General features: G+C 71.2%; 19 protein-coding genes and 1 pseudogene. 9 read left to right on the plus strand and 11 right to left on the minus strand.

Going from position 1 to position 23,069, the window contains the following annotated elements; translation table 11 throughout:
* The first annotated feature begins 177 nt into the window (after positions 1-177).
* Complete coding sequence (locus tag D452_RS0109885; protein WP_017543988.1) at positions 178-894, plus strand: hypothetical protein; 717 nt, start codon at positions 178-180, stop codon at positions 892-894.
* A gap of 149 nt (positions 895-1,043) precedes the next feature.
* Here D452_RS0109885 and D452_RS0109890 read toward each other — a convergent pair whose 3' ends face one another.
* From D452_RS0109890 to coaA, 4 genes are all read right to left on the minus strand, one after another.
* Positions 1,044-1,226 carry a hypothetical protein gene (locus tag D452_RS0109890; protein WP_017543989.1) on the minus strand — a complete coding sequence of 61 codons (183 nt, stop codon included), beginning with the start codon at positions 1,224-1,226 and terminating at the stop codon, positions 1,044-1,046.
* A gap of 104 nt (positions 1,227-1,330) precedes the next feature.
* Positions 1,331-3,460: a HelD family protein gene (locus D452_RS0109895; protein WP_017543990.1), complete on the minus strand. Its 2,130-nt coding sequence runs from the start codon at positions 3,458-3,460 to the stop codon at positions 1,331-1,333.
* Positions 3,461-3,644: 184 nt separating this feature from the next.
* Positions 3,645-3,950: a hypothetical protein gene (locus D452_RS0109900; RefSeq protein ID WP_017543991.1), complete on the minus strand. Its 306-nt coding sequence runs from the start codon at positions 3,948-3,950 to the stop codon at positions 3,645-3,647.
* An 83-nt stretch (positions 3,951-4,033) separates the two neighbouring features.
* Positions 4,034-4,939: a type I pantothenate kinase gene (coaA, locus tag D452_RS0109905; protein WP_026129148.1), complete on the minus strand. Its 906-nt coding sequence runs from the start codon at positions 4,937-4,939 to the stop codon at positions 4,034-4,036.
* A gap of 333 nt (positions 4,940-5,272) precedes the next feature.
* Between coaA and glmS the strand changes: the two genes are divergently transcribed.
* Entirely contained in the window at positions 5,273-7,126 is a 1,854-nt protein-coding gene (gene glmS, locus D452_RS0109910) for a glutamine--fructose-6-phosphate transaminase (isomerizing) (protein ID WP_083927483.1), read from the plus strand.
* A gap of 105 nt (positions 7,127-7,231) precedes the next feature.
* Here glmS and D452_RS0109915 read toward each other — a convergent pair whose 3' ends face one another.
* Both D452_RS0109915 and D452_RS0109920 read right to left on the minus strand, forming a co-directional pair.
* On the minus strand, positions 7,232-7,591 hold the full coding sequence (locus D452_RS0109915; protein ID WP_017543994.1) for an STAS domain-containing protein: 360 nt from the start codon (positions 7,589-7,591) through the stop codon (positions 7,232-7,234).
* Positions 7,592-7,737: 146 nt separating this feature from the next.
* Positions 7,738-8,289, minus strand: coding sequence for an ATP-binding protein (locus D452_RS0109920; RefSeq protein WP_026129150.1), 552 nt, complete (start codon positions 8,287-8,289; stop codon positions 7,738-7,740).
* Between the two features lie 372 nt (positions 8,290-8,661).
* Between D452_RS0109920 and D452_RS0109925 the strand changes: the two genes are divergently transcribed.
* Entirely contained in the window at positions 8,662-9,507 is an 846-nt protein-coding gene (locus D452_RS0109925; RefSeq protein WP_017543996.1) for a helix-turn-helix domain-containing protein, read from the plus strand.
* A gap of 497 nt (positions 9,508-10,004) precedes the next feature.
* Positions 10,005-10,238 carry a DUF397 domain-containing protein gene (locus D452_RS0109930; protein ID WP_017543997.1) on the plus strand — a complete coding sequence of 78 codons (234 nt, stop codon included), beginning with the start codon at positions 10,005-10,007 and terminating at the stop codon, positions 10,236-10,238.
* Positions 10,239-10,500: 262 nt separating this feature from the next.
* Here D452_RS0109930 and D452_RS28045 read toward each other — a convergent pair.
* Positions 10,501-11,829: pseudogene (locus tag D452_RS28045) on the minus strand (KamA family radical SAM protein); the annotation flags it as partial.
* Positions 11,830-12,260: 431 nt separating this feature from the next.
* On the opposite strand from D452_RS28045, the gene plsX reads away from it, so the two are divergent.
* Positions 12,261-13,334 (plus strand): phosphate acyltransferase PlsX, encoded by a 1,074-nt coding sequence (gene plsX / locus D452_RS0109940; protein WP_017543999.1) that lies wholly within the window; start codon positions 12,261-12,263, stop codon positions 13,332-13,334.
* 28 nt (positions 13,335-13,362) lie between these two features.
* Here the strand turns inward: plsX and D452_RS0109945 are convergent, their stop codons facing one another.
* On the minus strand, positions 13,363-13,803 hold the full coding sequence (locus D452_RS0109945) for a protein-tyrosine phosphatase family protein (RefSeq protein ID WP_026129152.1): 441 nt from the start codon (positions 13,801-13,803) through the stop codon (positions 13,363-13,365).
* A gap of 98 nt (positions 13,804-13,901) precedes the next feature.
* Here D452_RS0109945 and argS point away from each other — a divergent pair, with 98 nt between their 5' ends.
* Together argS and D452_RS0109955 are read left to right on the plus strand one after the other, a co-directional pair.
* Positions 13,902-15,647 carry an arginine--tRNA ligase gene (gene argS / locus D452_RS0109950; RefSeq protein WP_017544001.1) on the plus strand — a complete coding sequence of 582 codons (1,746 nt, stop codon included), beginning with the start codon at positions 13,902-13,904 and terminating at the stop codon, positions 15,645-15,647.
* A gap of 256 nt (positions 15,648-15,903) precedes the next feature.
* On the plus strand, positions 15,904-16,509 hold the full coding sequence (locus tag D452_RS0109955; protein WP_017544002.1) for a YceI family protein: 606 nt from the start codon (positions 15,904-15,906) through the stop codon (positions 16,507-16,509).
* A 45-nt stretch (positions 16,510-16,554) separates the two neighbouring features.
* On the opposite strand, the gene D452_RS0109960 is transcribed toward D452_RS0109955, so the two are convergent.
* Positions 16,555-17,478, minus strand: a complete 924-nt coding sequence (locus D452_RS0109960; RefSeq protein WP_040693482.1) for a ribokinase — start codon at positions 17,476-17,478, stop codon at positions 16,555-16,557.
* 8 nt (positions 17,479-17,486) lie between these two features.
* The gene (locus tag D452_RS0109965; protein ID WP_193374224.1) at positions 17,487-18,311 is read right to left on the minus strand and encodes an exodeoxyribonuclease III; all 825 of its coding nucleotides are present in this window, start codon (positions 18,309-18,311) and stop codon (positions 17,487-17,489) included.
* 332 nt (positions 18,312-18,643) lie between these two features.
* On the opposite strand from D452_RS0109965, the gene D452_RS0109970 reads away from it, so the two are divergent.
* Both D452_RS0109970 and D452_RS0109975 read left to right on the plus strand, forming a co-directional pair.
* Positions 18,644-20,551, plus strand: coding sequence for an acyl-CoA dehydrogenase family protein (locus tag D452_RS0109970; RefSeq protein ID WP_017544005.1), 1,908 nt, complete (start codon positions 18,644-18,646; stop codon positions 20,549-20,551).
* Between the two features lie 42 nt (positions 20,552-20,593).
* Positions 20,594-21,826 carry a winged helix-turn-helix domain-containing protein gene (locus D452_RS0109975; protein WP_017544006.1) on the plus strand — a complete coding sequence of 411 codons (1,233 nt, stop codon included), beginning with the start codon at positions 20,594-20,596 and terminating at the stop codon, positions 21,824-21,826.
* A gap of 46 nt (positions 21,827-21,872) precedes the next feature.
* Here D452_RS0109975 and D452_RS0109980 read toward each other — a convergent pair whose 3' ends face one another.
* Positions 21,873-23,015: an acetyl-CoA C-acetyltransferase gene (locus D452_RS0109980; protein ID WP_017544007.1), complete on the minus strand. Its 1,143-nt coding sequence runs from the start codon at positions 23,013-23,015 to the stop codon at positions 21,873-21,875.
* Between the last annotated feature and the right edge of the window lie 54 nt (positions 23,016-23,069).

Genomic DNA, 23,069 nt, shown 5'->3' on the forward strand with positions numbered 1-23,069 from the left:
GTCCCGTGGTGTTCCACGATGATGCCGCTCGAACACGCACCCGTGGATAACGGTGCCGCCGCGAGTTGGCTGACGTAGGGTCCCAGAACGGCCCGTGTCCCCGCGACGACGGAACGTGCGGGCGCCTCGCCGCGTCCGAGAGACATACACGAGTCAGCTGGGGAGACTGGGGGCGCGATGCCTTACTCGAACACCACGACACCGCACTGGGACTACCGCGACGGCCGTGTGGCCGCCGTGGTCGCCGCCGTGGTCTACAGCCTGTGGGCCGTCGAGATCATCCTTCCGGTCGGCCCGGGCGTCGCTGCGGGTGCGCTCGCCGACCCCGACTCCGGCTTCGGGCAGTTCCTCGACAGCGCGTACCGGACGGCCGCGATCCTGGTGGTCCTCGCCGCCGGCCTGGGGCTGGCCCTGGGGGCACGGCGCCCCCGCCGCTGGCTGACGGTCTCCTGGTGGTCGATGGCCGTGTTCGGTGCCGCCTCCCTGGCGGCGTCCCTGCTGCCCGGCCGGTGCGTGGTGGCCACGGACGCCGCCTGCACGGTGGAGTCCGTGGTGGAGGGGGTCCGTGGGGCGACGGCCGTCCAACCGGTGCTGGCCGTGGTCGCCACCCTGGCCGCCCTGCTGGCGTCGGCTGCCCTGACCTGGGACCGCCGCAGGGCCGGGGAGCGCGCCTGGGTGGTCCTCGCGGTGATCACGCTGGCCCAGGCCGTGGCCGCCGCGGTGGTCCTGGTGCTGGCCGCGCTGGTGTTCGCGTCCTCCGGGGACGGTTCGCCCGGGGTCGCCCTCGGCCTGGCCGAACGCGCCCACCTGGTGACCGTGGCCCTGTGGCTGCTGGCCACCGGTGTCGTACCCGGGCAGTGGAAGCGCGCGCGCACCAGGCACGCCGTCAGCTGATCCGGGAGCGCGGCACCGACTGCTGTCGGGGTGCGGCCTGCGGGGTTGGGGAACCCCGGGACCGGGCCTTCTCGGTTCGGGGGTCCGGGGGCCGGGGCCGCGCGGGTCCGGGTCCCGGGGTTCCGGGGCGCGTCCGCCTTCTTGGGCCCTCACGCGGAACGGCGCTCCTCTGCCCCGGGCACGCGGCCCCGCCACCCGGTGTGGGCCTCCTCGTGCAGCGCCCCGAGCGCGACGGCGTCACGGCGTGCGATGGCCCCCCGCACCCGTCGGTCGAACCGCGGAGCCCCGGTTCCCACCGCTTCCCTCAGTTCGTCGAGGACGACACCCCTCATGCTGTTCCCCCTTCGTACGTCCGCCCGCACCAGGTCCGACGGCCGAATCGCCCGTGGGGTTGCACGCGCCTTTCCGAAGAACGGCCGGGCTCCGGAGGCGCAGGTCAGGCGAGCGTGTCGGGCAGCGGGCGGGTGTGGACGACGTGCAGGGAGCTCACCGCGCGGGTCAGGACCACGTAGAGGCGGTTCACTCCCCGTTCCTCGGCCTCGACGATCTCGGCGGGTTCGGCGACCACCACGGTGTCGAACTCCAGCCCCTTGGCCAGGCTGGCGGGGACCGCCACCAGCCGGGAGCCGTCCATCCCGGCCTCACCCAACAGCGGGGCGCTCACCCCTTCGGCGGCCAGCGCCTCGCACAGCTCGGGCAGACGGTGGTCCGCGGCGATCAGACCCACTGACCCCTCCCCCTCCAGCGCCCCGCGACAGGACTCGGCCAGCGCCCGGGCCATGCCCTCGGCGGCCGGGACCAGCCGGAGCGCGCCCGGAGAACGCCGGACCGCGACCGGGGCGCCCAGCCCCGGGGCGATCGAGGGCAGCAGCCGGGCGGCGAAGTCGATGATCTGCGCCGGGACGCGGTAGCCCCGGTTCAGTGCGTGCAGGTGGCCGGTGGGCTTGCCGAGGTGTTCCAGCAGCGTCGTCCAGTTGCGGGCCGCGGAGGGGCTGGTGCCCTGGGCGATGTCGCCGAGCACCGTGAGCGACCCCGCACCGGCGCGGCGGCCGATCGCCCGGCACTGCATGGGGCTCAGGTCCTGGGCCTCGTCCACGACCACGTGCCCCAGCCCCGGGACCCGTTCGATCAGCGCCGCGGCCTCGTCCACCAGGGCCAGGTCCTCCTCCGACCACAGCGCCGACTTGGGGCCGCGCGGCCGCCCCGGCAGGAGCACGGCCCGCTGTTCCTCCGCGCTGAGCAGGCCCTCGGCGGCGCGGGCCAGGCGCTCGGGATCGGTGAGCAGACCGAGCACCATCCTGAGCGGGTCCACCTTGGGCCACAGCGCGGTGACGGCGGCGCGCACCGCAGGGTCCCGGCGCACCCGGGTGTGGGTCCGGTCGTCGCAGACCTGGCCCTCGGCCTCCATGAGGGAGAGGATCATGTGCGCCATGCGGTGGGACAGGAGTTCGCGGCCGGACCCGTAGGCCACCCCGCGCTCGGCGAGTTCGTCGAGCAGGGGGCGCAGGTCCTCCGGGTACAGCCGCCAGCGGCGCGAACCCTGGCGGACCATCACGGTCTCCTCCGGGGCCCGCAGGTGCGCCCACAGGTCGCGGCGGAGCACCTCGGCCATGACCGCGGAGCCCTTGGTGCGCGCGGCCTCGGGGGTCTCCGCGCGGCGGACCCATCCCCGGGCCGGACGCAGGCGCGCGGGCAGGTCCCGGGTGAGGAGCTCGTTGACGGTGGTCTGGTGGACGTCCACCTCGCCCAGCGCCGGGAGCACGTCCTGGATGTAGGAGAGGAACGAACGGTTGGGCCCGATGATCGCCACACCGGATCGGGAGAGGCGTTCGCGTTCGCTGTAGAGCAGGAAGGCGATGCGGTGCAGGCCCACGGCGGTCTTGCCGGTACCGGGGGCGCCCTGGACGCAGAGGGTGGTCTCCAGCGGGGCGCGGACCAGCGCGTCCTGTTCCGGTTGGATGGTGGCGACGATGTCGCGCATGGGGCCGGTGCGGGGGCGCTCGATCTCGGAGTTGAGGAGGTCGCTGCCCAGCGAGGCCTCGGGGGCCCGGGGGCCGAGCACGAGGTCCTCGTCCTCGAAGGCGGTGAGGACCGACTCGGGCTCGCCGTCCTCGCCGGTGACGGTACCGAACCCGTAGCGTCGGCGGATCCGCACGTCCATCCGGTCGCTGGGCGAGGCCTGGTAGTAGGCGACGCTGATGGGCGCGCGCCAGTCCAGGACCACGGGGCGGCCGCGGCCGTCGTGGACGTGGCGGCGGCCGATGTGGACGCGGTCGGGGCGTTCGGAGGGGGTGTCGTCGAGGAAGACGGTTCCCGGCTCGAAGTCCATGCGCCCGAAGTACAGGGGGGCGCCCGGGATGTCGGCCAGGGCTGCCAGCCGGCGTTCGCGCCCGCGGCGCAGGGCGGCGTCGGTGACCTTGTCCTTGGCGGCGTCACCGAAGAGGATCTCGGTGGCGTCGACCGTCTCCCGCATGCCCCGCAGTGCGGCGCGGGCGGCGCTGAGCGCCCGCCGTTCGGCGATGATCTCGGGGTCAGCGGACACGGCTGAGGGATCGTTCGTGGTCATGGGGAACCTCGTGGTTCGGCGGGACAGGACGCGACCTCACGCGTGCGCGCGGTCCCGCCCCGGTCGCCACGAGGGGCCCGGTTCGTTCCGATCCATGAGCGCGCACCACGCCCCGGCGGGGCGGTGATGCCGAACCTGTGAGCCTACCCGAGCCCGGTGGACCGGGACCAGGTTCCCAGGGGAACTACCAGACGCCGGAGCGGTCCGGGACGAGCATCGCGTCCTGGACGGTGTCCCAGCGCACACGCCCGAGCCCGCCCCCGAGCTCCACGTCCTCGACGACGGCGTCGATGGTCCGCCGGTCGTACTCGTCGGTGAGTTCGACGCCGCCGTCGCGGTAGTCGGAGACCAGTCCGATCACGTACTGGCGCAGGTCGGTGACGCCTCTGCGGGCGGCGGCGCGGGCCTGCTTGTCCCAGCGGGCATCATGCGGGATCCATGATGCGATGACCTCGGTGGGGGTGGGGACGTACTCGTTGGGAGTGGCCATAGGGTCACGGTAGTCATGAGGCGGGGAGCACGGGGCCGTTCGCCGGATTGCGGGACCGCCCGCCCCGTGGCGGGGCGGGCCGGTCAGGTCTTGCGCAGGCGCACCCGGCTGACGCGGTGGTCGTCTCCCTTGAACAGGACGAGGGTGGCCCTGCCCCGGGTCGGCCGGATGTTCTCCACGAGGTTGACCTCGTTGATGGTCTGCCAGGTGTTGGCGGCGAACTCCAGGGCCTCGTTCTCCTCGATGGTGGTGGCCATGTGGTGGAAGTAGGAGCGGGGATCGGAGAAGGCGGTGCGCCGCAGCTCCCGGAACCGGTCCAGGTACCAGCTGCGGACGTTGTCCACCTTGGCGTCCACGTAGATGGAGTAGTCGAAGAAGTCGGCGACGGCCAGGCGTCCGGCGGTCGCGGGCTGGAGCACGTTGATGCCCTCGACGATGAGGATGTCGGGACGGTGCACGGTCTGGCGTTCGTCGGGAACGACGTCGTAGTGCAGGTGGGAGTAGACGGGGATGTCGAGGCGGTCGGCCCCGGCCTTCATCTCCGAGACGAACCGGACCAGCGCGCGCCGGTCGTAGCTCTCCGGGAACCCCTTGCGGCGCATGAGTCCGCGCGACTGGAGGACGGAGTTGGGGTGGAGGAAGTTGTCGGTGCTGACGAGCTCGACGTCCGGGTGGTTGGGCCACTGGGCGAGCAGGGAGCGCAGCAGTCGCGCCGTGGTGGACTTGCCCACGGCGACGCTGCCCGCCACGCCGATGATGAACGGCGACGGCCGGTCGGACTCCCCGAGGAAGGCGCGCACGGCGGCGTGCCGCTGCTGCGTGGCGCCCACGTAAAGGTTGAGCAGCCGCGACAGCGGCAGGTAGATGTCGCGGACCTCGTCGAGGGAGGTGGGGTCGTTGGTACCTCGCAGGTCGCTGAGGTCGGCCTCGGTCAGGGACAGGGGCGTGGAGGCCCGGAGGGCGGCCCAGGCCGCGCGGTCCAGTTCCACGTACGGCGAGGAGATGCCGTTCTTCGTCGCGTGAGACACGGTTGACCACCTTAGACGAGGCGCTCCCCCACTCCGGGCAGCCGGTCCCCCGATTGTCCGGCGCCGAGGCGGAACGTGCGGGACACCACACGTTCACACGCCCGACACGCAAGGTTTTTTGGGTGGGTTCGTCGGAGTGGGAACCGGTTCCACTCGACGACCGCTCCCACCCTCCCACCTGCGTGGTCTACTCAGCATGCACCAAATGGTCTATACCGCCACCTGGGAAAACAACAAGTGGTATGAACCACTGGTTGGTCGATTCCGGACATCTTTTGGCTTACGCTGGCGCCCATGTGCGGAATCGTTGGCTACGTCGGGCCGCAACCGGCGCTAGAGGTCGTCGTGAACGGCCTCGCGAGGTTGGAGTACCGCGGATATGACTCCGCGGGTGTCGCTGTGCTGGGTGAAGGGACCCTGCGCTCCCAGAAGCGGGCGGGCAAGCTCGCCAACCTGCGTCAGGCCCTGGAGGAGAACCCGGTCTCGGGTGAGGGCGCCGGGATCGGTCACACCCGTTGGGCCACGCACGGCGCGCCCAACGACGTGAACGCCCACCCCCACGTCGACAACGACAACCGGGTGGCCGTCGTCCACAACGGCATCATCGAGAACTTCGCCGCCCTTCGCCTGGAGCTGGAGGAGCAGGGCTGCAAGTTCCTGTCCGAGACCGACACCGAGGTCTCCTCCCACCTGCTCAGCAAGGAGCTGGAGCGGCGCGGCGACGGGGACCTCCCCGGAGCCATGCGCGAGGTGTGCAAGCGCCTGGAGGGTGCCTTCACCCTGGTCGCCGTCTCCGTCGACGACCCGGACCTGGTCGTCGCGGCGCGCCGCAACTCCCCGCTGGTCGTGGGTCGCGGCCAGGGCGAGAACTTCCTGGCGAGCGACGTGGCGGCGTTCATCGCCCACACCCGTGAGGCGGTCGAGCTCGGCCAGGACCAGGTCGTGGAGCTGCGCGCCGACTCCGTGGTCGTCACCGACTACGACGGCAACCCGGTGGACGTGCGTGAGTACCACGTGGACTGGGACGCCTCGGCGGCGGAGAAGGACGGCTTCGACTACTTCATGCTCAAGGAGATCGTCGAGCAGCCCAAGGCTGTCGCCGACACCCTCCTGGGCCGGGTCTCGGTCGACGGCCAGCTCACCCTGGACGAGATGCGGCTGACCCCCGCCGAGCTGCGGTCGGTCGAGAAGATCGTCATCATCGCGTGCGGCACGTCGTACCACGCGGGTTTGATCGCCAAGTACGCGATCGAGCACTGGTGCCGGATCCCCTGCGAGGTGGAGGTCGCCAGCGAGTTCCGCTACCGCGACCCGATCCTGGACCAGCAGACCCTGGTCATCGCCATCTCGCAGTCCGGCGAGAGCATGGACACCCTGATGGCGGTCCGCTACGCCCGCGAGCAGCGCGCACGCGTACTGGCGATCTGCAACGTCAACGGTTCGACGATCCCGCGCGAGTCCGACGGCGTGCTGTACACGCACGCCGGCCCGGAGGTCGGGGTGGCCGCCACCAAGACCTTCCTCACCCAGCTGGCCGCCTGCTACCTGATCGGCCTGTACCTGGCACAGGTGCGCGGGCTGAAGTTCGGCGACGAGATCAACGCCGTGATCGCGCAGCTGGCCACCATGCCGGAGCAGATCGAGAGGGTCCTGGACTCGGTGGAGCCGGTCCGCGAACTGGCCCGTTCCCTGGCCGACGAGAACACCGTCCTGTTCCTGGGCCGCCACGTGGGCTTCCCGGTGGCGATGGAGGGCGCGCTCAAGCTCAAGGAGCTGGCGTACATGCACGCCGAGGCGTTCGCCGCCGGCGAGCTCAAGCACGGCTCGATCGCGCTGATCGAGGACGGTCTGCCGGTGGTCGTCGTGGTGCCCTCGCCCAAGGGGCGCAGCGTGCTGCACGACAAGATCGTGTCGAACATCCAGGAGGTGCGCGCCCGTGGCGCCCGCACCATCGTGATCGCCGAGGAGGGCGACGAGTCGGTGCGTCCGTACGCGGACTCGCTCATCGAGATCCCGGCGGTGCCGACCCTGCTCCAGCCGATCGTCGCGACGATCCCCATGCAGGTGTTCGCGTGCGAACTCGCCCTGGCCAAGGGCAACGACGTCGACCAGCCCCGCAACCTCGCCAAGAGCGTGACCGTGGAGTAGGCCGGGACGCGTACCCGGGCGGTTCGGGGTGCGTCGCTCGGGGGTCCTCCCCCGGCGGCGCACCCCGCTCGCGTCGGCGGGCGGCTGCCGCGCGGACTCCGGGGGTCAGTGCGGGACGTGGGCGGTGTGGCTGGCCCGAGCGGCGATGACGTCGGCGTGGGTGGGCAGCATCCCGTGCAGGTCCAGGACGTCCAGGATGCGGCTCAGCTGCCGCGGCGGGCTCGACACCAGCAGGTGGCGCTGGGAGCCGGAGGCGATCCGCATGGCCCCGACCAGCGCGTTGACCCCCGAGGCGTCGATGAAGCCCACCCCGGACAGGTCGACGATCGTACAGTTCTCGATCACGGAGGAGGCCAGGCGGGCGAAGACGCCCTCGGCCGTGGCGATGTCGATCTCGCCCTCGAGGTGGATGACGGTCATGCCGTCGCAGCGGAAGCGCTCCTGGTCCGGGTCCAGTACGTCCACGCCTTACTCCCGTGGTGGGGGTCGGTGGGGTCTGTGCCGCCGTCGGTCAAATGCCGACATGCCTTGACAGCCTACTCGGCCCGGCGGACTCCACACCTGTCCCGGAACACGGTCGCCGTCCGTTTCCCGTGGATATCGGCGTGCCGTCAGAACGGATCAGAATCGCAAATCGCCCAAACGATCTTTCCGTGACCGTCCACGGGATTCCAGCCCCATTCGCGACTGAATGCGGCCACGAGCCCGAGTCCGCGTCCCGACTCGGCGAAATGGTGCGCCTCGACCCGGACCGGTCCGCGCGGCTCGGGGTCGGCGACCATGCACACCACCGCACCGTCCCTGGGGAACGGCCGCAGCTGGAGGGTGACCCGGGTGCGCTCGGGGGGCTCGTCGGTCACCGCGTGCCGACAGGCGTTGCCGACCAGTTCGGAGATGATGAGCCGGACGTCCTCGGCCAGCCGCGTGAGCCCCCACGCGGCCAGGTTCTCGGCCCCGAACTCCCGCGCCGACCGGACCGAGTCCGGCACCGCGCCGAAGGAGGCGGCGGCGCCACCAGGCGCGCACCGGCTCTCCCCGATACCCAAGCGACCGAGCGACGGGTCCCACCACCCGCCGCGCGTCGACTCGGGCGTGCGCGTCCGGGAGGGGCCGCCCCAGGATGCCCCGGCGTGCAGCTCCGAAGGCACCAGCTCTGTGTTCATCACGGTCCTCACGGATGATGTCGGTTCGCGCGTCCGTCCTGCGCCGCTCCCTGCCCCGCGTACGTGTTCCTTACATACGCAAACCACAGATGCACGTGCAGCCCAACGTTGGGCAACACTATAGGAAGCCCTCCCCCTTTCGGTAGGCCCTCTCACGAAGAATTCGTCCGCCCCTCTTCCGTGATTCTCGCCGGTACCCTTCACTGGGGTTCGATTCGGTTCTCGATCCCCTGTCCCGGAAGAACGACATCGGTATACTGAGCGGTCGCTCCCGCCAATACCACTCCATAGGGAGGCGAAGTGGTAGCAGACCCGACGCCGAACCACCAGGTCACACAGGATTTCCTGGCCAATTCCAGTGGTGGTCCCACCGTGCTGCGCATTCTGCTCGGTACCCAGCTGCGGCGCCTGCGCCAGGAGAAGGGCATTTCCCGGGAGGACGCCGGATACGCCATCCGGGCGTCCCACGCCAAGATCAGCCGTATGGAGCTCGGCCAGGTCAGTTTCAAACACCGGGACGTCGACGACCTGCTGAAGCTGTACGGAGTGAAGGAGCCCGAGCAGCGCGAGGCCCTGGTCGGGATGATCTCCAGCGCCAACGCCCAGGGCTGGTGGCACAAGTACGGCGACGTGCTGCCGCAGTGGTTCGGCGTCTACGTCGGCCTCGAGGAGGCCGCGTCGGTCATCCGTACCTTCGAGGTCCAGTTCGTACCCGGGCTGCTCCAGACCGAGGGGTACGCCCGCTCGGTGATCAGGCTCTCGCGCACGGCCACCTCGGAGGAGGACGTCAACAGCCGTGTGAACATGCGTATGCATCGGCAACGGCGTTTCTCGTCCGCCGAGGGCGATCCGCCGCGCCTGTGGGCCGTCATCGACGAGGCGGTCCTGCACCGCCCCTTCGGCGACGCCGAGGTCATGCGCGAGCAGGTCGAGCACCTGCTGGAGATGGCCCGCCGCCCCAACATCACCATCCAGATCGCCACGTTCGCCATGGGCGGCCACCCGGCGGCCGGCGGCCCGTTCAGCATCCTGCGGTTCCCCACGCCCCAGCTGCCCGACGTGGTCTACCTGGAGCAGCTGAGCAGCGCCCTGTACTTCGACAAGTTCGACGACACCAGCCGCTACGCCCAGACCATGGACCACCTGGCGACCCAGGCTCCCCTTCCGGGCCAGACCCCGGACATCCTCCAGGACTTCCTCAAGCGCTACGGGGGCTGAGGTTCCGAGCCGGTCCGCCGGGCACCCGTCCGCGCACAGCCACCCGCGACCGGCCGCCCTCGGCCCCGCCGATCCCCCACACCAGCCCTCCGCGTCCCGATCCCCCACCCGAGCTGACCGTGCCCGGACCCGTACCCCCCGCGACCCCGTGAACGCCCTGCGTACCCACGGGGTCGCTTTCGTGTCCGGCTTCGGCCACGACTGGGAAACAATCGCGGAAAGCCGAACCTTCTGCGGCCCTGGCACGTTAGGTCTGACATGCGGTTCCTTCGGCTTCCCCCTGCGCGCACACGGGGGGTTGATTACCGATGCAATCACCGATGCACGTGCATGGACTACGCTTTGGGCTCGTATGGGGACAAATGGATCACCCGCCAAGAAACCGATCGCCCCTGGACAAGGCGGACGTCCGGGTGGTCAGGTCCGACACGCACGGCGTGCTTGAGCCGTTCGCGGACACCCCGCTCACCAGTCCCCGAACTTCCAGGAGGTTGAGGATGCAACCGATCTACAACGGCGTCCCCGCGGACCGGTTGGAGGTCGCATGGACCAAGAGCAGTTGGAGCAACCCGGACGGCAACTGCGTGGAGGTCGCGACCCTGCCCGGCGGTGACATCGCCGTGCGCAACTCCCGCGATCCGGAAGGGCCCGCGCTGGTCTACACGCCCGCCGAGATCAGGGCCTTCGTCCGAGGCGCCAAGACCGGCGACTTCGACGCCCTCCTCGACTGACCGGGGCGGTGCCGGACCCGCGCACCGCACCCCCACGAACCATCCGGCCCCGGGCCCTCCTCCCCCACAGGCAGACCTTCCCGGGACCGTGTCCGCGTCGTCGGCCCCGTGGTCGACACCCGTCCCACGGCGGCCTGCATCCGTCCACGGCACGGACACGGACGGAGCCCGGCACCCACCAGGGTGCCGGGCTCCGCTGTTCACCGCCGCGTCCACCGGGGCGGACGCGGCCTCCCGCTACAGGCTGGGGGGGGGGGGCNGGGTCGACCAGGCCGTTGGCGCCGATCGGGGCGTTCTCCCACGGGAAGTGGGTGGCACCGAGGGCGGGCTTGAGGTCGAACAGCCAGGCGGCCTTCTCGTCGTACTTGGCGAAGAAGGGCTGGCCGACCAGCTCCGGGTCGCGTGCCTGGATGAAGTGCAGGACGAAGACCTTCTCTCCCAAGATCTCCGTCACCCCGTCCACGCACACCTTGCCCGGGGTCGCCGACATCGACGGGCCGCGCACGGTCCGGGCCAGGCCCGAGACCTTCTGGTAGGCACCCCGGAAGATGTCGTAGGCCTCCGCCAGCGGCACCGCGAAGTAGTCCTGCGGGCCGGTGTCACGCTCGACGAACATGTAGTAGGGCACCATGCCGTGACGCAGGTGCGTCCGCCACATGTCCTCCCACGTGGCCGAGTCGTCGTTGATCGTGCGGATCAGCGGCGCCTGGGTACGGATGACCGCCCCGGTCTCGCGGATGCGGCGCACGGCCTCCTGCACGAGCCCGGACTTCATCTCGTTCGGGTGCGAGAAGTGGGCCATGAACGCGAGGTTCTTGCCCGAGGCCACGACCTTCTCGAACAGACGGAGCGTGTCGTCCGCGTCCGGGTCGGTGGTGAAGCGCTGCGGCCAGTAGGCCAGCGCCTTGGTCCCGATCCGGATGGCCTCGAGGTGCTCGATCTCCAGCAGCGGCTCGATGTAGCGGGAGATGACCCCCTCACCCATGATCATCGGGTCGCCACCGGTGAACAGGACGCTGGTGACCTCGGGGTGGTTGCGCACGTAGTCGACCATCTGGTCGATCTCGCCGGACGCGAACTTGAGGTCGGCGTCGCCGACGAACTGCGCCCAGCGGAAGCAGTAGGTGCAGTACGCGTGACAGGTCTGGCCCTGCTTCGGGAAGAAGAGGACCGTTTCCTTGTACTTGTGCTGGATGCCCGGGATGGGCTCCTCGTTACCCGTGGTGGGCACGTTGAGGTCCATCTGCCCGGCCGGGTGCGGGTTCAGCTTGGCGCGGACGCCGTTGGCGGCCTCGTTGAGCTCCTTGCGGCCCGCTCCGGAACTGATGAGGTCGGCGATCCGGGAGACGTCGGCCGCGGGGAGCATGTCGGCCTGCGGGAAGACCAGTCGGTAGATCGGATCGTCGGGAGCGGCGTCCCAGTCGATCAGCTCGTCGATGACGTAGCTGTTGACCCGGAACGGCAGCACATGGGCGACCGCCTTGACCGCGAGCTGCTCGTCAGCCGCGAGACCGGCTCTCGCCGTGAGCTCGTCAAGGTGTTTCGTCGTGTAGGCACGAAACCGACGTCCGGCGGACGGGGACTGTGCCACGTCTGGCGTTACGCTCACGCCTCTCCTCTCCTGCGGTTGGACAGGGGCCCGCCCGCGTGGAGCAGGGCAGCCCTGAGCCGGTGGCTCCGGCATACGGGTGCCGGGCGACCACCTGGGGATGAAAAATCAGTTATCGGCTGTGACCAGAGTGTTTCCAGCGACACGGCCAGCGAGCGGATATACCCCGTCTAGGGGCTTTGTACCCGCTCTGCGTAATATCCAGCCCTGACCTGGACATACAGGAAGTATCCTCGCATGACTACACGAAGGTGCCGTCCGCAGTCAGCGGGAGGGCGACCCGATAGCGTGTCACCACATCACCCCGTGCGGCCCCGAAGAGGCGTGTTCATCCGTGCCGTGTGCCCGCGCCCAGCTGCGCCAACGGCACGCCACACCCGTCCGTCAGCACCAACCGACCGTGTGAGGAAGCTGTGACTGGCACACCCGACGCGGACGCACCGGTACCGCGTACGTCACCGCCGATCATCGCGGTGGACGCCATGGGCGGCGACAACGCCCCCCGTGAGGTCGTACGCGGCGCCGTCATGGCCTTCCGTGAGCTGGGCCTGCGGGTCCTGCTCGTGGGGCGCCGCACCGAGATCGCCGCCCAGCTCGCCGAGGAGGGCGCCCTGCGCGACATCCCGGTGGTGCACGCCGAGGACAACATCGCCATGGACGAGGGGGCCCTGGCCAGCTGGCGTCGTCCCCGGTCCAGCGCGGCGGTGGGCTGTCGGCTGATCCGCCGGGGGGACGCGGACGCGCTGGTCTCGGCGGGCTCGACCGGCGGGATAGTGGCCACCTCCACCGTGCGGCTGCGCACCCAGCCGGGGGTGCTGCGCCCGGCTCTGGCGGTGACCCTGCCGACCGGTCCGGTCCCGACGATCATGGTGGACGCCGGGGCCAACGCCGACGCCAAACCGGAGATGCTGGTCCAGTTCGCGCACCTGGGGTGCGCCTACGCCCAGACCGCCTTCGGGGTGGAACGCCCCCGCGTGGGCGTGCTCAACATCGGTTCGGAGCCCGGCAAGGGCAACAGGCTGATCCGCAGGGCCAGCGAGCTGCTGGCCGCCCCGGAGAACTCCGAGTCCATGGACTTCCGGGGCAACATCGAGGGCCACGACCTGCTGCGGGGAAGGGTCGACGTGGTGGTGACCGACGGCCACACCGGCAACGTGGCGCTCAAGACCATCGAGGGGACCGCCGCCTTCACGATGAACGCCCTCAAGGAGGCGCTCACCTCGTCCGCCCTGGCCCGGACCGGCGCCCTGCTCCAGCGCGGTGCCCTGCGCGGGGTGCGGGAGCGGTTCGACAGCGAGACCTACGGGGGTGCCGCCCTGCTGGGCCTGAACGGCACCGTGGTCATCGCGCACGGCGACAGCCACCCCGAGGGCATCGCGCAGGCCTGCCGGCCCCCCCCNNCGGGCGGCCGGATAGGCGACCAGATCCGCCGCCGGGTACCCCAGCGCTCCCCGCACTGGCTCCACCGCCGTTCCGAGGAGCGCTGACCCGGACCCGGCCCGGTCTCCCCGCGGCTCAGCCCTCGGAACCGCCGAAGGCCCGCACGTAGGCCTCCTGTTCGGGGGTCTCCACCGCGTGCGGCGAGTAGTGCTCGCGCACGTAGGCCACGGCCTCGGACGCGGGCACCCCGTCCAGCACCGCCAGGCAGGAGAGCGCGGTCCCGGTCCGGCCCCGCCCGCCCAGACAGGCCAGCTCCACCCGCTCCCGGTCCGCTCGGTCCAGGGCCTCACGGAGCGCGGCCAGGGCGTCCGCGTCATCGGCGGGCAGACCGAAGTCCGGCCAGTGCACCCAGCGACCGGACCAGGTGAAGGTCGGCGGTTCGTGGTCCAGCAGGTACAGCCCGAACACGGGCACCGGGCCCTCCGGCAACGGGTAGCCCAGGCCGCGGCCCCGGACCACGCGACCGGAGGGGAGCCTTAACACACCGGGGGCTTCGGGGTTCCACGGTTGCTTCATGGAGGGAGGGTATCCGGCCGGCCCCCGGCGAATCGGCGCCCCGGGGGTCCGTTTGAAACCTGTCGGGAGGGGGAGAGGCGGTCGGTAGTCTTAGGGGCATGGTCGACCCGCAGGAAGTACTCTCGCGACGGGTCCAGTCCGCCCTCGGTGCCGCCTTCGGCCCCGAGTTCGCCGACACCGATCCCGTCGTCCGCCCGTCCCAGTTCGCCGACTACCAGGCGAACGCCGCACTCGCGCTCGCCAAGCGCCTGGGCCGCAAGCCCCGCGAGGTCTCCGCGGCGATCATGGAGCACCTGGACGTCGCCGACGTGTGCAGAGACGTCGAGGTCAGCGGGCCGGGCTTCATCAACCTCACGCTCCGCGAGGACTGGATCGCCGACCAGGCGCGCCAGCTCCTCGACGACCCGCGCGTGGGCGTTCCGGTCCAGGAGCGCCTGAACATCCCGCTCGACTACTCCGCGCCCAACGTGGCCAAGGAGATGCACGTCGGGCACCTGCGCACCACGGTGGTGGGCGACTCCCTGGCCCGCACCCTGGAGTTCCTGGGCCACAACGTCATCCGGCAGAACCACATCGGTGACTGGGGCACCCCCTTCGGCATGCTCATCGAGCACCTGCTGGAGGTCGGCGAGGAGTCCGAGGAGGCCGACCTCCTCACCACGGACCCCAACGCCTTCTACCAGGCGGCCCGAACCAAGTTCGACTCCTCCGGCGAGGGCACGGACGACTTCGCCGCCCGCGCGCGCCGCCGCGTGGTGGCCCTCCAGAGCGGCGACGAGGAGACCCTGCGCCTGTGGCGCAAGCTGGTGGGCCTGTCCCGGGTCTACTTCAACAAGGTCTACGCCAAGCTGGGCGTCACCCTCACCGACGAACACCTCGCCGGTGAGAGCAGCTACAACGCGATGCTCGCCGACGTGTGCGACGAGCTGGAGACCAAGGGCATCGCCGAGATCAGCGACGGCGCCCTGTGCGTGTTCCTCGAGGGGTTCACCGGCCGCGAGGACAAGCCGGTCCCGCTGATCGTCCGCAAGAGCGACGGCGGCTACGGCTACGCCACCACGGACCTGGCCACCGTCCGGTACCGGGTGGACGACCTCAAGGCCGACCGCATCCTGTACGTGGTCGGCGCCCCGCAGGCCATGCACTTCAAGATGGTGTGGGCCACCGCGCGCGCCGCGGGGTGGCTGCCGGAGAGCGTCGAGACCACGCACGTGCAGATCGGCAACGTACTGGGCTCGGACGGCAAGATCCTGCGTACCCGCAGCGGCGCCCCGGTCCGGCTCGTGCAGCTGCTGGACGAGGCGATCCAGCGGGCGGCGGCCGTGGTGGCGGAGAACCGCCCCGACCTGGACGCCGAGAGCCAGGCGGAGATCGCCCGCAAGGTCGGCATCGGCGCGGTGAAGTACGCGGACCTGTCGGTCTCGCACGACACCGAGTACGTGTTCGACTTCGACCGCATGCTGGCGCTGACCGGGAACACCGGCCCCTACATCCAGTACGCGCAGGCCCGGATCCGGTCCATCTTCCGCAAGGGCGGAGTGGACCCCCGGACCGTCGATGGGCGGATCACCGTCTCCGAGGGCTCCGAGCGCGAACTCGCGCTCAAGCTGCTGGGCTTCGGCGCCGTGGTGGAGCAGGTGGGCGACCACCTCCAGCCGCACCGCCTGTCCACGTACCTGTTCGAGCTGGCGCAGAACCTCACCGCGTTCTACGAGCACTGTCCGGTGCTGACAGCGGAGACCGACGCCGAGCGCGAGTCGCGTCTGGCGCTGGTGTCCGTGGCGCTGCGCGTGCTGGTCCAGGGTCTGGACCTGCTCGGAGTGGAGTCGCCCGAGCACATGTAGCCGTGTGCCCGGCGCGCCCCCGTGGCGCGTCGGCACCCGCACGACGGGAGGGTCGGGGCCACGGGCTCCGGCCCTCCCTTCGTGTGTGCGGTGCCGACCTGTGCCGTGCCGTTTCAGCGCGGTCACGAAGCTTCCCGTGTGGGGCGAGTCGAAAGTCTCGCCGCAGGTCAGAGGCGAACCAGGGGTTCTGGTCGAGCATCGGACCTACAGTGTGTGGACTAATGTCCCATAACGGACACAAAGGGAGTTAACACCCATGGCATCCATCCCCACCGAGTACGGCCCGGGCCCCGGCACCTGGCACCTCGACCCGTTGCACTCCAGCCTGATCTTCGTCGCGCACTACCTGCGCTTCGGCCGGGTCCAGGGCACCTTCGGCGGGGCCGACGGGCGGGTCCACGTGACGGAGGACCCCGCACGGTCCTCGGTGGAGGTCGTGATCGACGCGGACAGCGTCAACACCGGTGTCAACGCCCGAGACGCGCACCTGCGCTCCGCCGACTTCCTCGACGTGGAGCGTTACCCGGAGATCCGCTTCACCTCCACCCGCCTGGAGCCCGGCAGGAAGCGGAACTCCTTCCGCCTGCACGGCGACCTCACCATCCACGGCACGGCGCTCCCCGTCGCCCTCAACGGCGATTGGGTGGGCGAGGCCCCCGACTACGCCTCGCCCGACGACACGTACGGCCACTTCTTCTCCGCCACGACCCAGATCAGCCTGTCCGACTTCGGGGTCGGCGACGGCGGGCCCGTGCCCTGGGGCGGCCGTCTCGTCGGGGACACCGTGGACATCGTGCTGGAGGTCCGCCTCCAGGACCAGGACCCCGCGCCGTTCCTCAAGCAGATCGGGCACACCCGCTGACCTCGTGGCCGGGGTGCGCGCCCGATCCCGTCCGACCGCGCCCGATCAGGCCCTGAGTAGGGCCTCGACCTCGTCCCGCGAGGCCATCGACGAGCTGGCTCCGTGCCGTCCCACGGAGATCGCGGCGGCGGCCGCGGCGAACTCCATCGCCTCACGCGCCGAGCGGCCCTCGGCCCTGGCCACCGCGAACGAGCCACAGAACGTGTCACCGGCCGCGGTGGTGTCCACGGCCTCCACCCTCCGGGCCGGAACGTGCACCGGCTCCTCGCCCCGGCGACCGAACAGCGACCCGTCCTCGCCCAGCGTCAGCAGCACCTCCGGCACCCTCTCCAGCAGCGCCGCCAGCGCGGCGCGCGGTTCGGTGTGCCCGGTGATGGCGGCGGCCTCGTGCTGGTTGGGCACGAGCACGTCCACGTTGGTCAGGAGCTCGTCCGGGAGCTCACGAGCGGGGGCCGGGGTCAGGTAGACCGGCACGCCCAACCCGCGGCCCAGCCGCGCCCCGGCGACCACGGCCGCCATGGGCAGCTCCAGCTGGAGCAGCAGCGCGGCGGCGTCGGCCACCCGCGCCTCGTCACCGTCGACCGCCCCTGCCTCGGCGTTGGCACCCGGGACCACGATGATCCGGTTGCCGCCCCGGCCGTCCACGACGATGTGCGCGACCCCGGACACCCCCGGGACCGTGCGCAGACCGGAGACGTCGATCCCGCCCGACACCAGGTTGGCGCGCAGTTCGGCACCGAAGGCGTCGTCGCCGACAGCGCCGAGGAAGGCCACGTCGGCACCCGCCCGCGCCGCCGCGACCGCCTGGTTGGCGCCCTTGCCGCCCGGAATCTGCCGGAAGTCAGTTCCGGTGACGGTCTCGCCGCCGCCCGGAACCGCGTCCACGTAGGCCACCAGGTCCATGTTGACGCTGCCGAGCACGGCGACGCGCGGCGCGGATCCCACTTCGTTGTCCACTTCTCTGTTCATTCCCCAGGTCACTTCTTGGGCCGGTCGACCGGCTGGCTGTCCGCACTGTCGAGGGCGACGATGACGGGGGCGTGGTCGGAGGCGCCCTTGCCCTTGCGCTCCTCGCGGTCGATGCTCGCACCGGTCACCCGGGCCCTCAGCGCGGGCGAGGCGAGCACGAAGTCGATGCGCATACCCCTGCGCTTGGGGAAGGCCAGGGCCTTGTAGTCCCAGTACGTGTAGACGCCGGGGCCGGGCGTGTACTCGCGCACGACCTCCGAGAACCCGGCGTCGACCAGCGCGCCGAAGGCGGTGCGCTCGGGTTCGGTGACGTGGGTGAGGCCCTCGAAGGCGGCCATGTCCCACACGTCGTCGTCCTGGGGGGCGATGTTGAAGTCGCCGACGTAGGCGATCTGCGCCTCGGGGTCCTCCGCCAGGCTCGCGGCGCCCGCCGCGCGAAGGGCCTCCAGCCAGCGCAGCTTGTACGCGTAGTGGGGGTGGTCGATCTCGCGGCCGTTGGGCACGTACAGGCTCCACACCTGGACGCCGCCGCAGGTGGCGGCGATGGCGCGGGCCTCACGCTCCTCGGGGTCGCCGTAGCCGGGCTGGCCGGGGAAGCCGATCCGGACGTCCTCCAGCCCCACCCGCGAGGCGATCGCGACCCCGTTCCACTGGGAGAGGCCGTGGTGGGCGACCTCGTACCCGCGGTCCGTGAGGACCGACTCGGGGAACTGGTCGTCGCGCGCCTTGGTCTCCTGGATGGCGAGGACGTCGATGTCGCTCCGGTCCAGCCAGTCGCCGATCCGCTCGGCCCTGGCCCGGGCACTGTTCACATTCCATGTCGCGATACGCACAGCCAAAGGCTAGAGGATCGCGCCGACGGACCGCCCCGACCTGGCCGGACACGCGGGGTGAGGGGGTGCGGACACGAGGAACCCCGGTGCGGCCGTCCTCCGCACCGGGGTTCGGCGACTCCCGGCACATGCGCGGTTGGTTTCAGTCGCGCTTCGTTGGACGGCCAGGCCCCTCGAACGGTTCGCATTGTGCGCAAGGTTTTTGTCGCGAACCGGGGGGTGTGTCGGCTCTCCCCCCGCCCACCAGGGGCCTCATGGGTATCAGACGCACACCGTTCGGGTAGGCCTGTGGGAGAGGCCACACAGACCCTCCCCGGTGAGGTGAACGTGTCATGTCGACGGTCGATCCCCGCGAGGCGCGACGGGTGGCCGAACAGGCCAGGGAGAGCGGATGGACCCGGCCCAGCTTCGCCAAGGAGCTGTACCTGGGCCGCCTGCGCCTGGACCTGCTCCAGCCCCCGTACCCGGGTGAGTCCGAGACGCGGCGCGGGGAGGCCTTCCTCGCCCTGCTGCGGGAGGTGTGCGAGGGCGTCGACGCCCCGCGCGTCGAACTGGAGGAGCGCGTCCCCGACGAGACCGTCGCGGCGCTGCGCGGGATCGGTGCCTTCGGGATGAAGATCCCCACCGAGTACGGCGGGCTCGGCCTCACCCAGTACCACTACAACCGCGCCCTGATGCTGGTCGGCTCGGTGTGCCCCGCGATCGCCGCCCTGCTCTCCGCCCACCAGTCCATCGGCGTCCCCCAGCCCGTGGCCGTGTTCGGCACCGAGGAACAGCGGCGGAGCCTGCTGCCGCGCTGCGCCCGGGGCGCGGTCAGCGCCTTCCTGCTCACCGAACCCGACGTGGGCAGTGACCCCGCGCGGCTGAGCGCCACGGCCACGCCCACGGACGACGGGTCCGCGTACCTGCTGGACGGGGTGAAGCTGTGGACGACCAACGGCGTGGTCGCCGAACTCCTCCTGGTGATGGCGCGGGTGCCCGAGGGGCCCGGACGCCGGGGCGGGATCACGGCGTTCGTGGTGGAGGGCGACTCCCCCGGTGTCACCGTGGAGCACCGCAACCGGTTCATGGGGCTGAAGGGACTGGAGAACGGGGTCACTCGCCTGCACCGGGTACGGGTGCCCGCCGACCAGCGGATCGGCGAGGAGGGGCAGGGCCTGCGCATCGCGCTGTCCACCCTCAATACCGGCCGCCTCTCCCTGCCCGCCCTCTGTGCGGGCGCGGGCAAGTGGGCGACCGGGATCGCCCGTGAGTGGTCCCGCGAGCGCGTCCAGTGGGGTCGGCCGGTGGGCCGGCACGAGGAGGTCGCCCGGAAGCTGTCCTTCATCACCGCGACCTCCTACGCCATGGAGGCCGTGCTCGACCTGACCGGACGGATGGCCGACGACGACCGCCACGACATCCGGATCGAGGCGGCCCTCGCCAAGCTCTGGACCTCCGAGATGGCCCACCGGGTCGCCGACGAACTGGTCCAGGTGCGGGGCGGGCGCGGGTACGAGACCGCCGGTTCCCTGGCCGCGCGCGGTGAGCGCGGGGTGCCCGCCGAGCAGGTGCTACGCGACCTGAGGATCAACCGGATCTTCGAGGGCAGCACGGAGATCATGAGGCTCCTGATCGCCCGTGAGGCCGTGGACGCCCACCTGTCCGTGGCCGGGGACCTCGTCGACCCCGACACCAGCCGCTCCGAGAAGGCGCGAGCCGCCGTCAGGGCGAGCGGCTTCTACGCCCGGTGGCTGCCGACCCTGGTGGTCGGCCGGGGGCAGGTGCCGTCGGCCTTCCAGGAGTTCGGGCCGCTCGCCGCGCACCTGCGCTTCGCGGAGCGCGCCTCGCGTCGCCTGGCTCGCTCCACGTTCTACGCGATGTCCCGCTGGCAGGGAGGGCTGGAGGCCCGGCAGGGCTTCCTCGGCCGCGTGGTGGACATCGGCGCCGAGCTCTTCGCGGCGAGCGCCGTGGTCGTTCGGGCCCGCGCCGACGCGGACGCCCGCCCCGAGCGCGGAGCGTCGCCGCTTCAGGTGGCCGACGTGTTCTGCCGCCAGTCCCGGCTGCGGGTCGACGCCCTCTTCGAGGGGCTGTGGTCCAACACCGACGAACTCGACGGCAGACTGGCCCGGCGTCTGATGGCCGACTCCTACACCTGGCTGGAGGAGGGCGTGCTCGACCCCTCCGTGCCCGGGCCGTGGATCGCCCCGACCGCCCCCGGGCCGTCCCCGCACGAGGACCTGCACCGCCGGATGGGCTGATCGCCCCCCTGAACTGTCGTCGGCCGCGGATACGGTGATCACATGGCTGCACCGCACCCGCGCCGCGACGCGGAGTTCTCACTGCCGCAGGCCCGCCGGATCGCCCTGGCCGCCCAGGGCTTCCACGACCCCAGACCCGGCTCCGCACCCACGCTCGCCCACCTGGCTCGCGTGGTCCGCCGGGTGGGCCTGCTCCAGATCGACAGCGTGAACGTGCTCGCCCGCAGCCAGTACCTGCCGGTGTTCGCGCGGCTGGGCGCCTACTCCCCCGCCCTCCTGGACCGGGCCACCACCACGAGCGTGGGCGACAGCCCGGCCCGGCTGGTCGAGTGCTGGGCGCACGAGGCGAGCCTGGTGCCGCCCGCCACGCACCGCCTCATGCGGTACCGGATGGAGCACAACCGCGCCCAGCCGAACGTGGGGTGGATGAACGGCATCCGCGAGGACAAACCCGAGCTGGTCAAGGCCGTGCACGAGGAGGTGGCACGGATCGGCCCGGCCACCGCCCGCGAGGTCGAGGCCGCCCTGGCCCACGACGTGCCGCGCGCCAAGGACCACTGGGGCTGGAACTGGTCCGAGGTCAAGCGGTGCCTGGAGTACCTGTTCTGGATCGGCGACCTCACCGCCAACGGCCGCAACACCCAGTTCGAGCGCCGCTACGACCTGCCCGAACGCGTCCTGCCCGCCGAGGTGCACGCCCTCCCGCACCCCACCCCGGAGGAGGCACACCGGGAGCTGGTCGCCATCGCCGCCCGCGCCCACGGGATCGCCACCGAGCCCGACCTGCGCGACTACTTCCGGCTCAAGGGCGTCGAGTCCCGTGCCGCCCTGGCCGACCTCGTGGACTCCGGCGAACTGCTGCCGGTCACCGTGCGCGGCTGGGAACGCCCCGCCTACCTGCACCGGGATGCCCGCGTTCCCCGCAGGGTCGACGCCCGAGCGCTGCTGAGCCCGTTCGACTCCCTGGTGTGGACCCGCGACCGCGCCGAGGAGCTGTTCGGGTTCCGCTACCGCCTGGAGATCTACGTGCCCGCCGCCAAGCGGGTGCACGGCTACTACGTGCTGCCCTTCCTGCTGGGCGAGGACCTGGTGGCCCGGGTGGACCTGAAGGCGGACCGCGCCTCGGGCACGCTGCTCGCCCGCCAGGTCACCCTGGAGGAGGACGCACCCGCCGACACCATGCCCGAGCTGGTGGACCAGCTGGAGGAGATGGCGGCCTGGCTCGGCCTGGAGAACGGCGTGGGCGGCGAGGGGCTCACCCACCCCGTCCGCTGACGGACGGCCGCGCACCCGTGGTGCGCGGCCCGTCGAGGTCGGGGGATCAGACGCGTTCGACGATGGTGACGTTGGCCTGGCCGCCGCCCTCGCACATGGTCTGGAGACCGTAACGGCCCCCGGTCCGGTGGAGCTCGTTGACCAGCTTGGTCATCAGGATCGCGCCCGTTGCGCCGAGCGGGTGTCCCAGGGCGATGGCGCCGCCGTTGGGGTTGACCCTGGCGGGGTCGGCGCCGAGCTCCTCGGTCCACGACATCGGGACCGGGGCGAAGGCCTCGTTGATCTCGGTGACGTCGATGTCGTCGATGCCCAGACCCGCCTTGTCCAGCGCGATCCGGGTCGCCGGGATCGGGGCCGTGAGCATGTAGACCGGGTCGTCGCCCACCAGCGACAGCTGCACGACACGGGCGAGCGGGGTCAGGCCGTGCCGCTCCACGGCGCGCTCGGAGGCGATCAGCAGCGCGCCGGCGCCCACCGAGATCTGGCTGGCGACCGCGGCGGTGAGCTCCCAGCCCTCACGCAACGGCTTGAGCCCGGCCATCTTCTCCAGGGTGGTGTCCGGGCGCACGCCCTCGTCCCTGGCCACCCCGGCGATGGGGGCGATCTGCGCGTCGAAGTGCCCGGCCTCCTGCGCGGCGGCGGCCCGTTTGTGGCTCTCCAGCGCGAACTCCTCCAACTGTTCGCGCTTGTAGCCCCACTTCTCGCACATGAGCTGGGCGCCCCGGAACTGGGAGATCTCCTGGAAGCCGTACCGCTCGACCCACCCCTCGCCGTACAGCGGGAGGTCGTTGTCGAGGGCGAACTGGACGTTGGCTCCCATGGGGACCATGCCCATGTTCTCCACACCCGCCGCCACGACCAGGTCCTGGGTACCGGACATGACGCCCTGGGCGGCGAAGTGGATGGACTGCTGCGAGGAGCCGCACTGGCGGTCGATGGTGACGGCGGGGACCGACTCGGGCAGGCCGGCGGACAGCCACGCGGTGCGGGCCAGGTCCAGGGCCTGCGGACCGGCCTGGCTGACAACGCCCATGATGACGTCCTCGACGGCGGCCGGATCGACCCCGGTGCGCTCGACGAGCTCCTTGAGGACGTGTGCGCCCAGGTCCGCCGGGTGCACGGCGGCCAGGGCACCCTTCTTCGTGCCGACGGGGGTGCGCACCGCACCGACAATGTAGGCCTCAGCCACTGGGTCCTCCAAGGGGCGTGGGATGTGACGTCCTATAGAACCGAACTGTATTCG

Source organism: Nocardiopsis prasina DSM 43845 (assembly GCF_000341265.1).
Lineage (GTDB): Bacteria > Actinomycetota > Actinomycetes > Streptosporangiales > Streptosporangiaceae > Nocardiopsis > Nocardiopsis prasina.

Coding starts and splice junctions, on each gene's coding strand:
- D452_RS0109885 (WP_017543988.1), top strand. CDS start 178: ATGCCTTACTCGAACACCACGACACCGCACTGGGACTACCGCGACGGC.
- D452_RS0109890 (WP_017543989.1), bottom strand. CDS start 1,226: ATGAGGGGTGTCGTCCTCGACGAACTGAGGGAAGCGGTGGGAACCGGG.
- D452_RS0109895 (WP_017543990.1), bottom strand. CDS start 3,460: ATGACCACGAACGATCCCTCAGCCGTGTCCGCTGACCCCGAGATCATC.
- D452_RS0109900 (WP_017543991.1), bottom strand. CDS start 3,950: ATGGCCACTCCCAACGAGTACGTCCCCACCCCCACCGAGGTCATCGCA.
- glmS (WP_083927483.1), top strand. CDS start 5,273: ATGTGCGGAATCGTTGGCTACGTCGGGCCGCAACCGGCGCTAGAGGTC.
- D452_RS0109920 (WP_026129150.1), bottom strand. CDS start 8,289: ATGAACACAGAGCTGGTGCCTTCGGAGCTGCACGCCGGGGCATCCTGG.
- D452_RS0109930 (WP_017543997.1), top strand. CDS start 10,005: ATGCAACCGATCTACAACGGCGTCCCCGCGGACCGGTTGGAGGTCGCA.
- D452_RS0109945 (WP_026129152.1), bottom strand. CDS start 13,803: ATGAAGCAACCGTGGAACCCCGAAGCCCCCGGTGTGTTAAGGCTCCCC.
- argS (WP_017544001.1), top strand. CDS start 13,902: ATGGTCGACCCGCAGGAAGTACTCTCGCGACGGGTCCAGTCCGCCCTC.
- D452_RS0109955 (WP_017544002.1), top strand. CDS start 15,904: ATGGCATCCATCCCCACCGAGTACGGCCCGGGCCCCGGCACCTGGCAC.
- D452_RS0109960 (WP_040693482.1), bottom strand. CDS start 17,478: ATGAACAGAGAAGTGGACAACGAAGTGGGATCCGCGCCGCGCGTCGCC.
- D452_RS0109970 (WP_017544005.1), top strand. CDS start 18,644: ATGTCGACGGTCGATCCCCGCGAGGCGCGACGGGTGGCCGAACAGGCC.
- D452_RS0109975 (WP_017544006.1), top strand. CDS start 20,594: ATGGCTGCACCGCACCCGCGCCGCGACGCGGAGTTCTCACTGCCGCAG.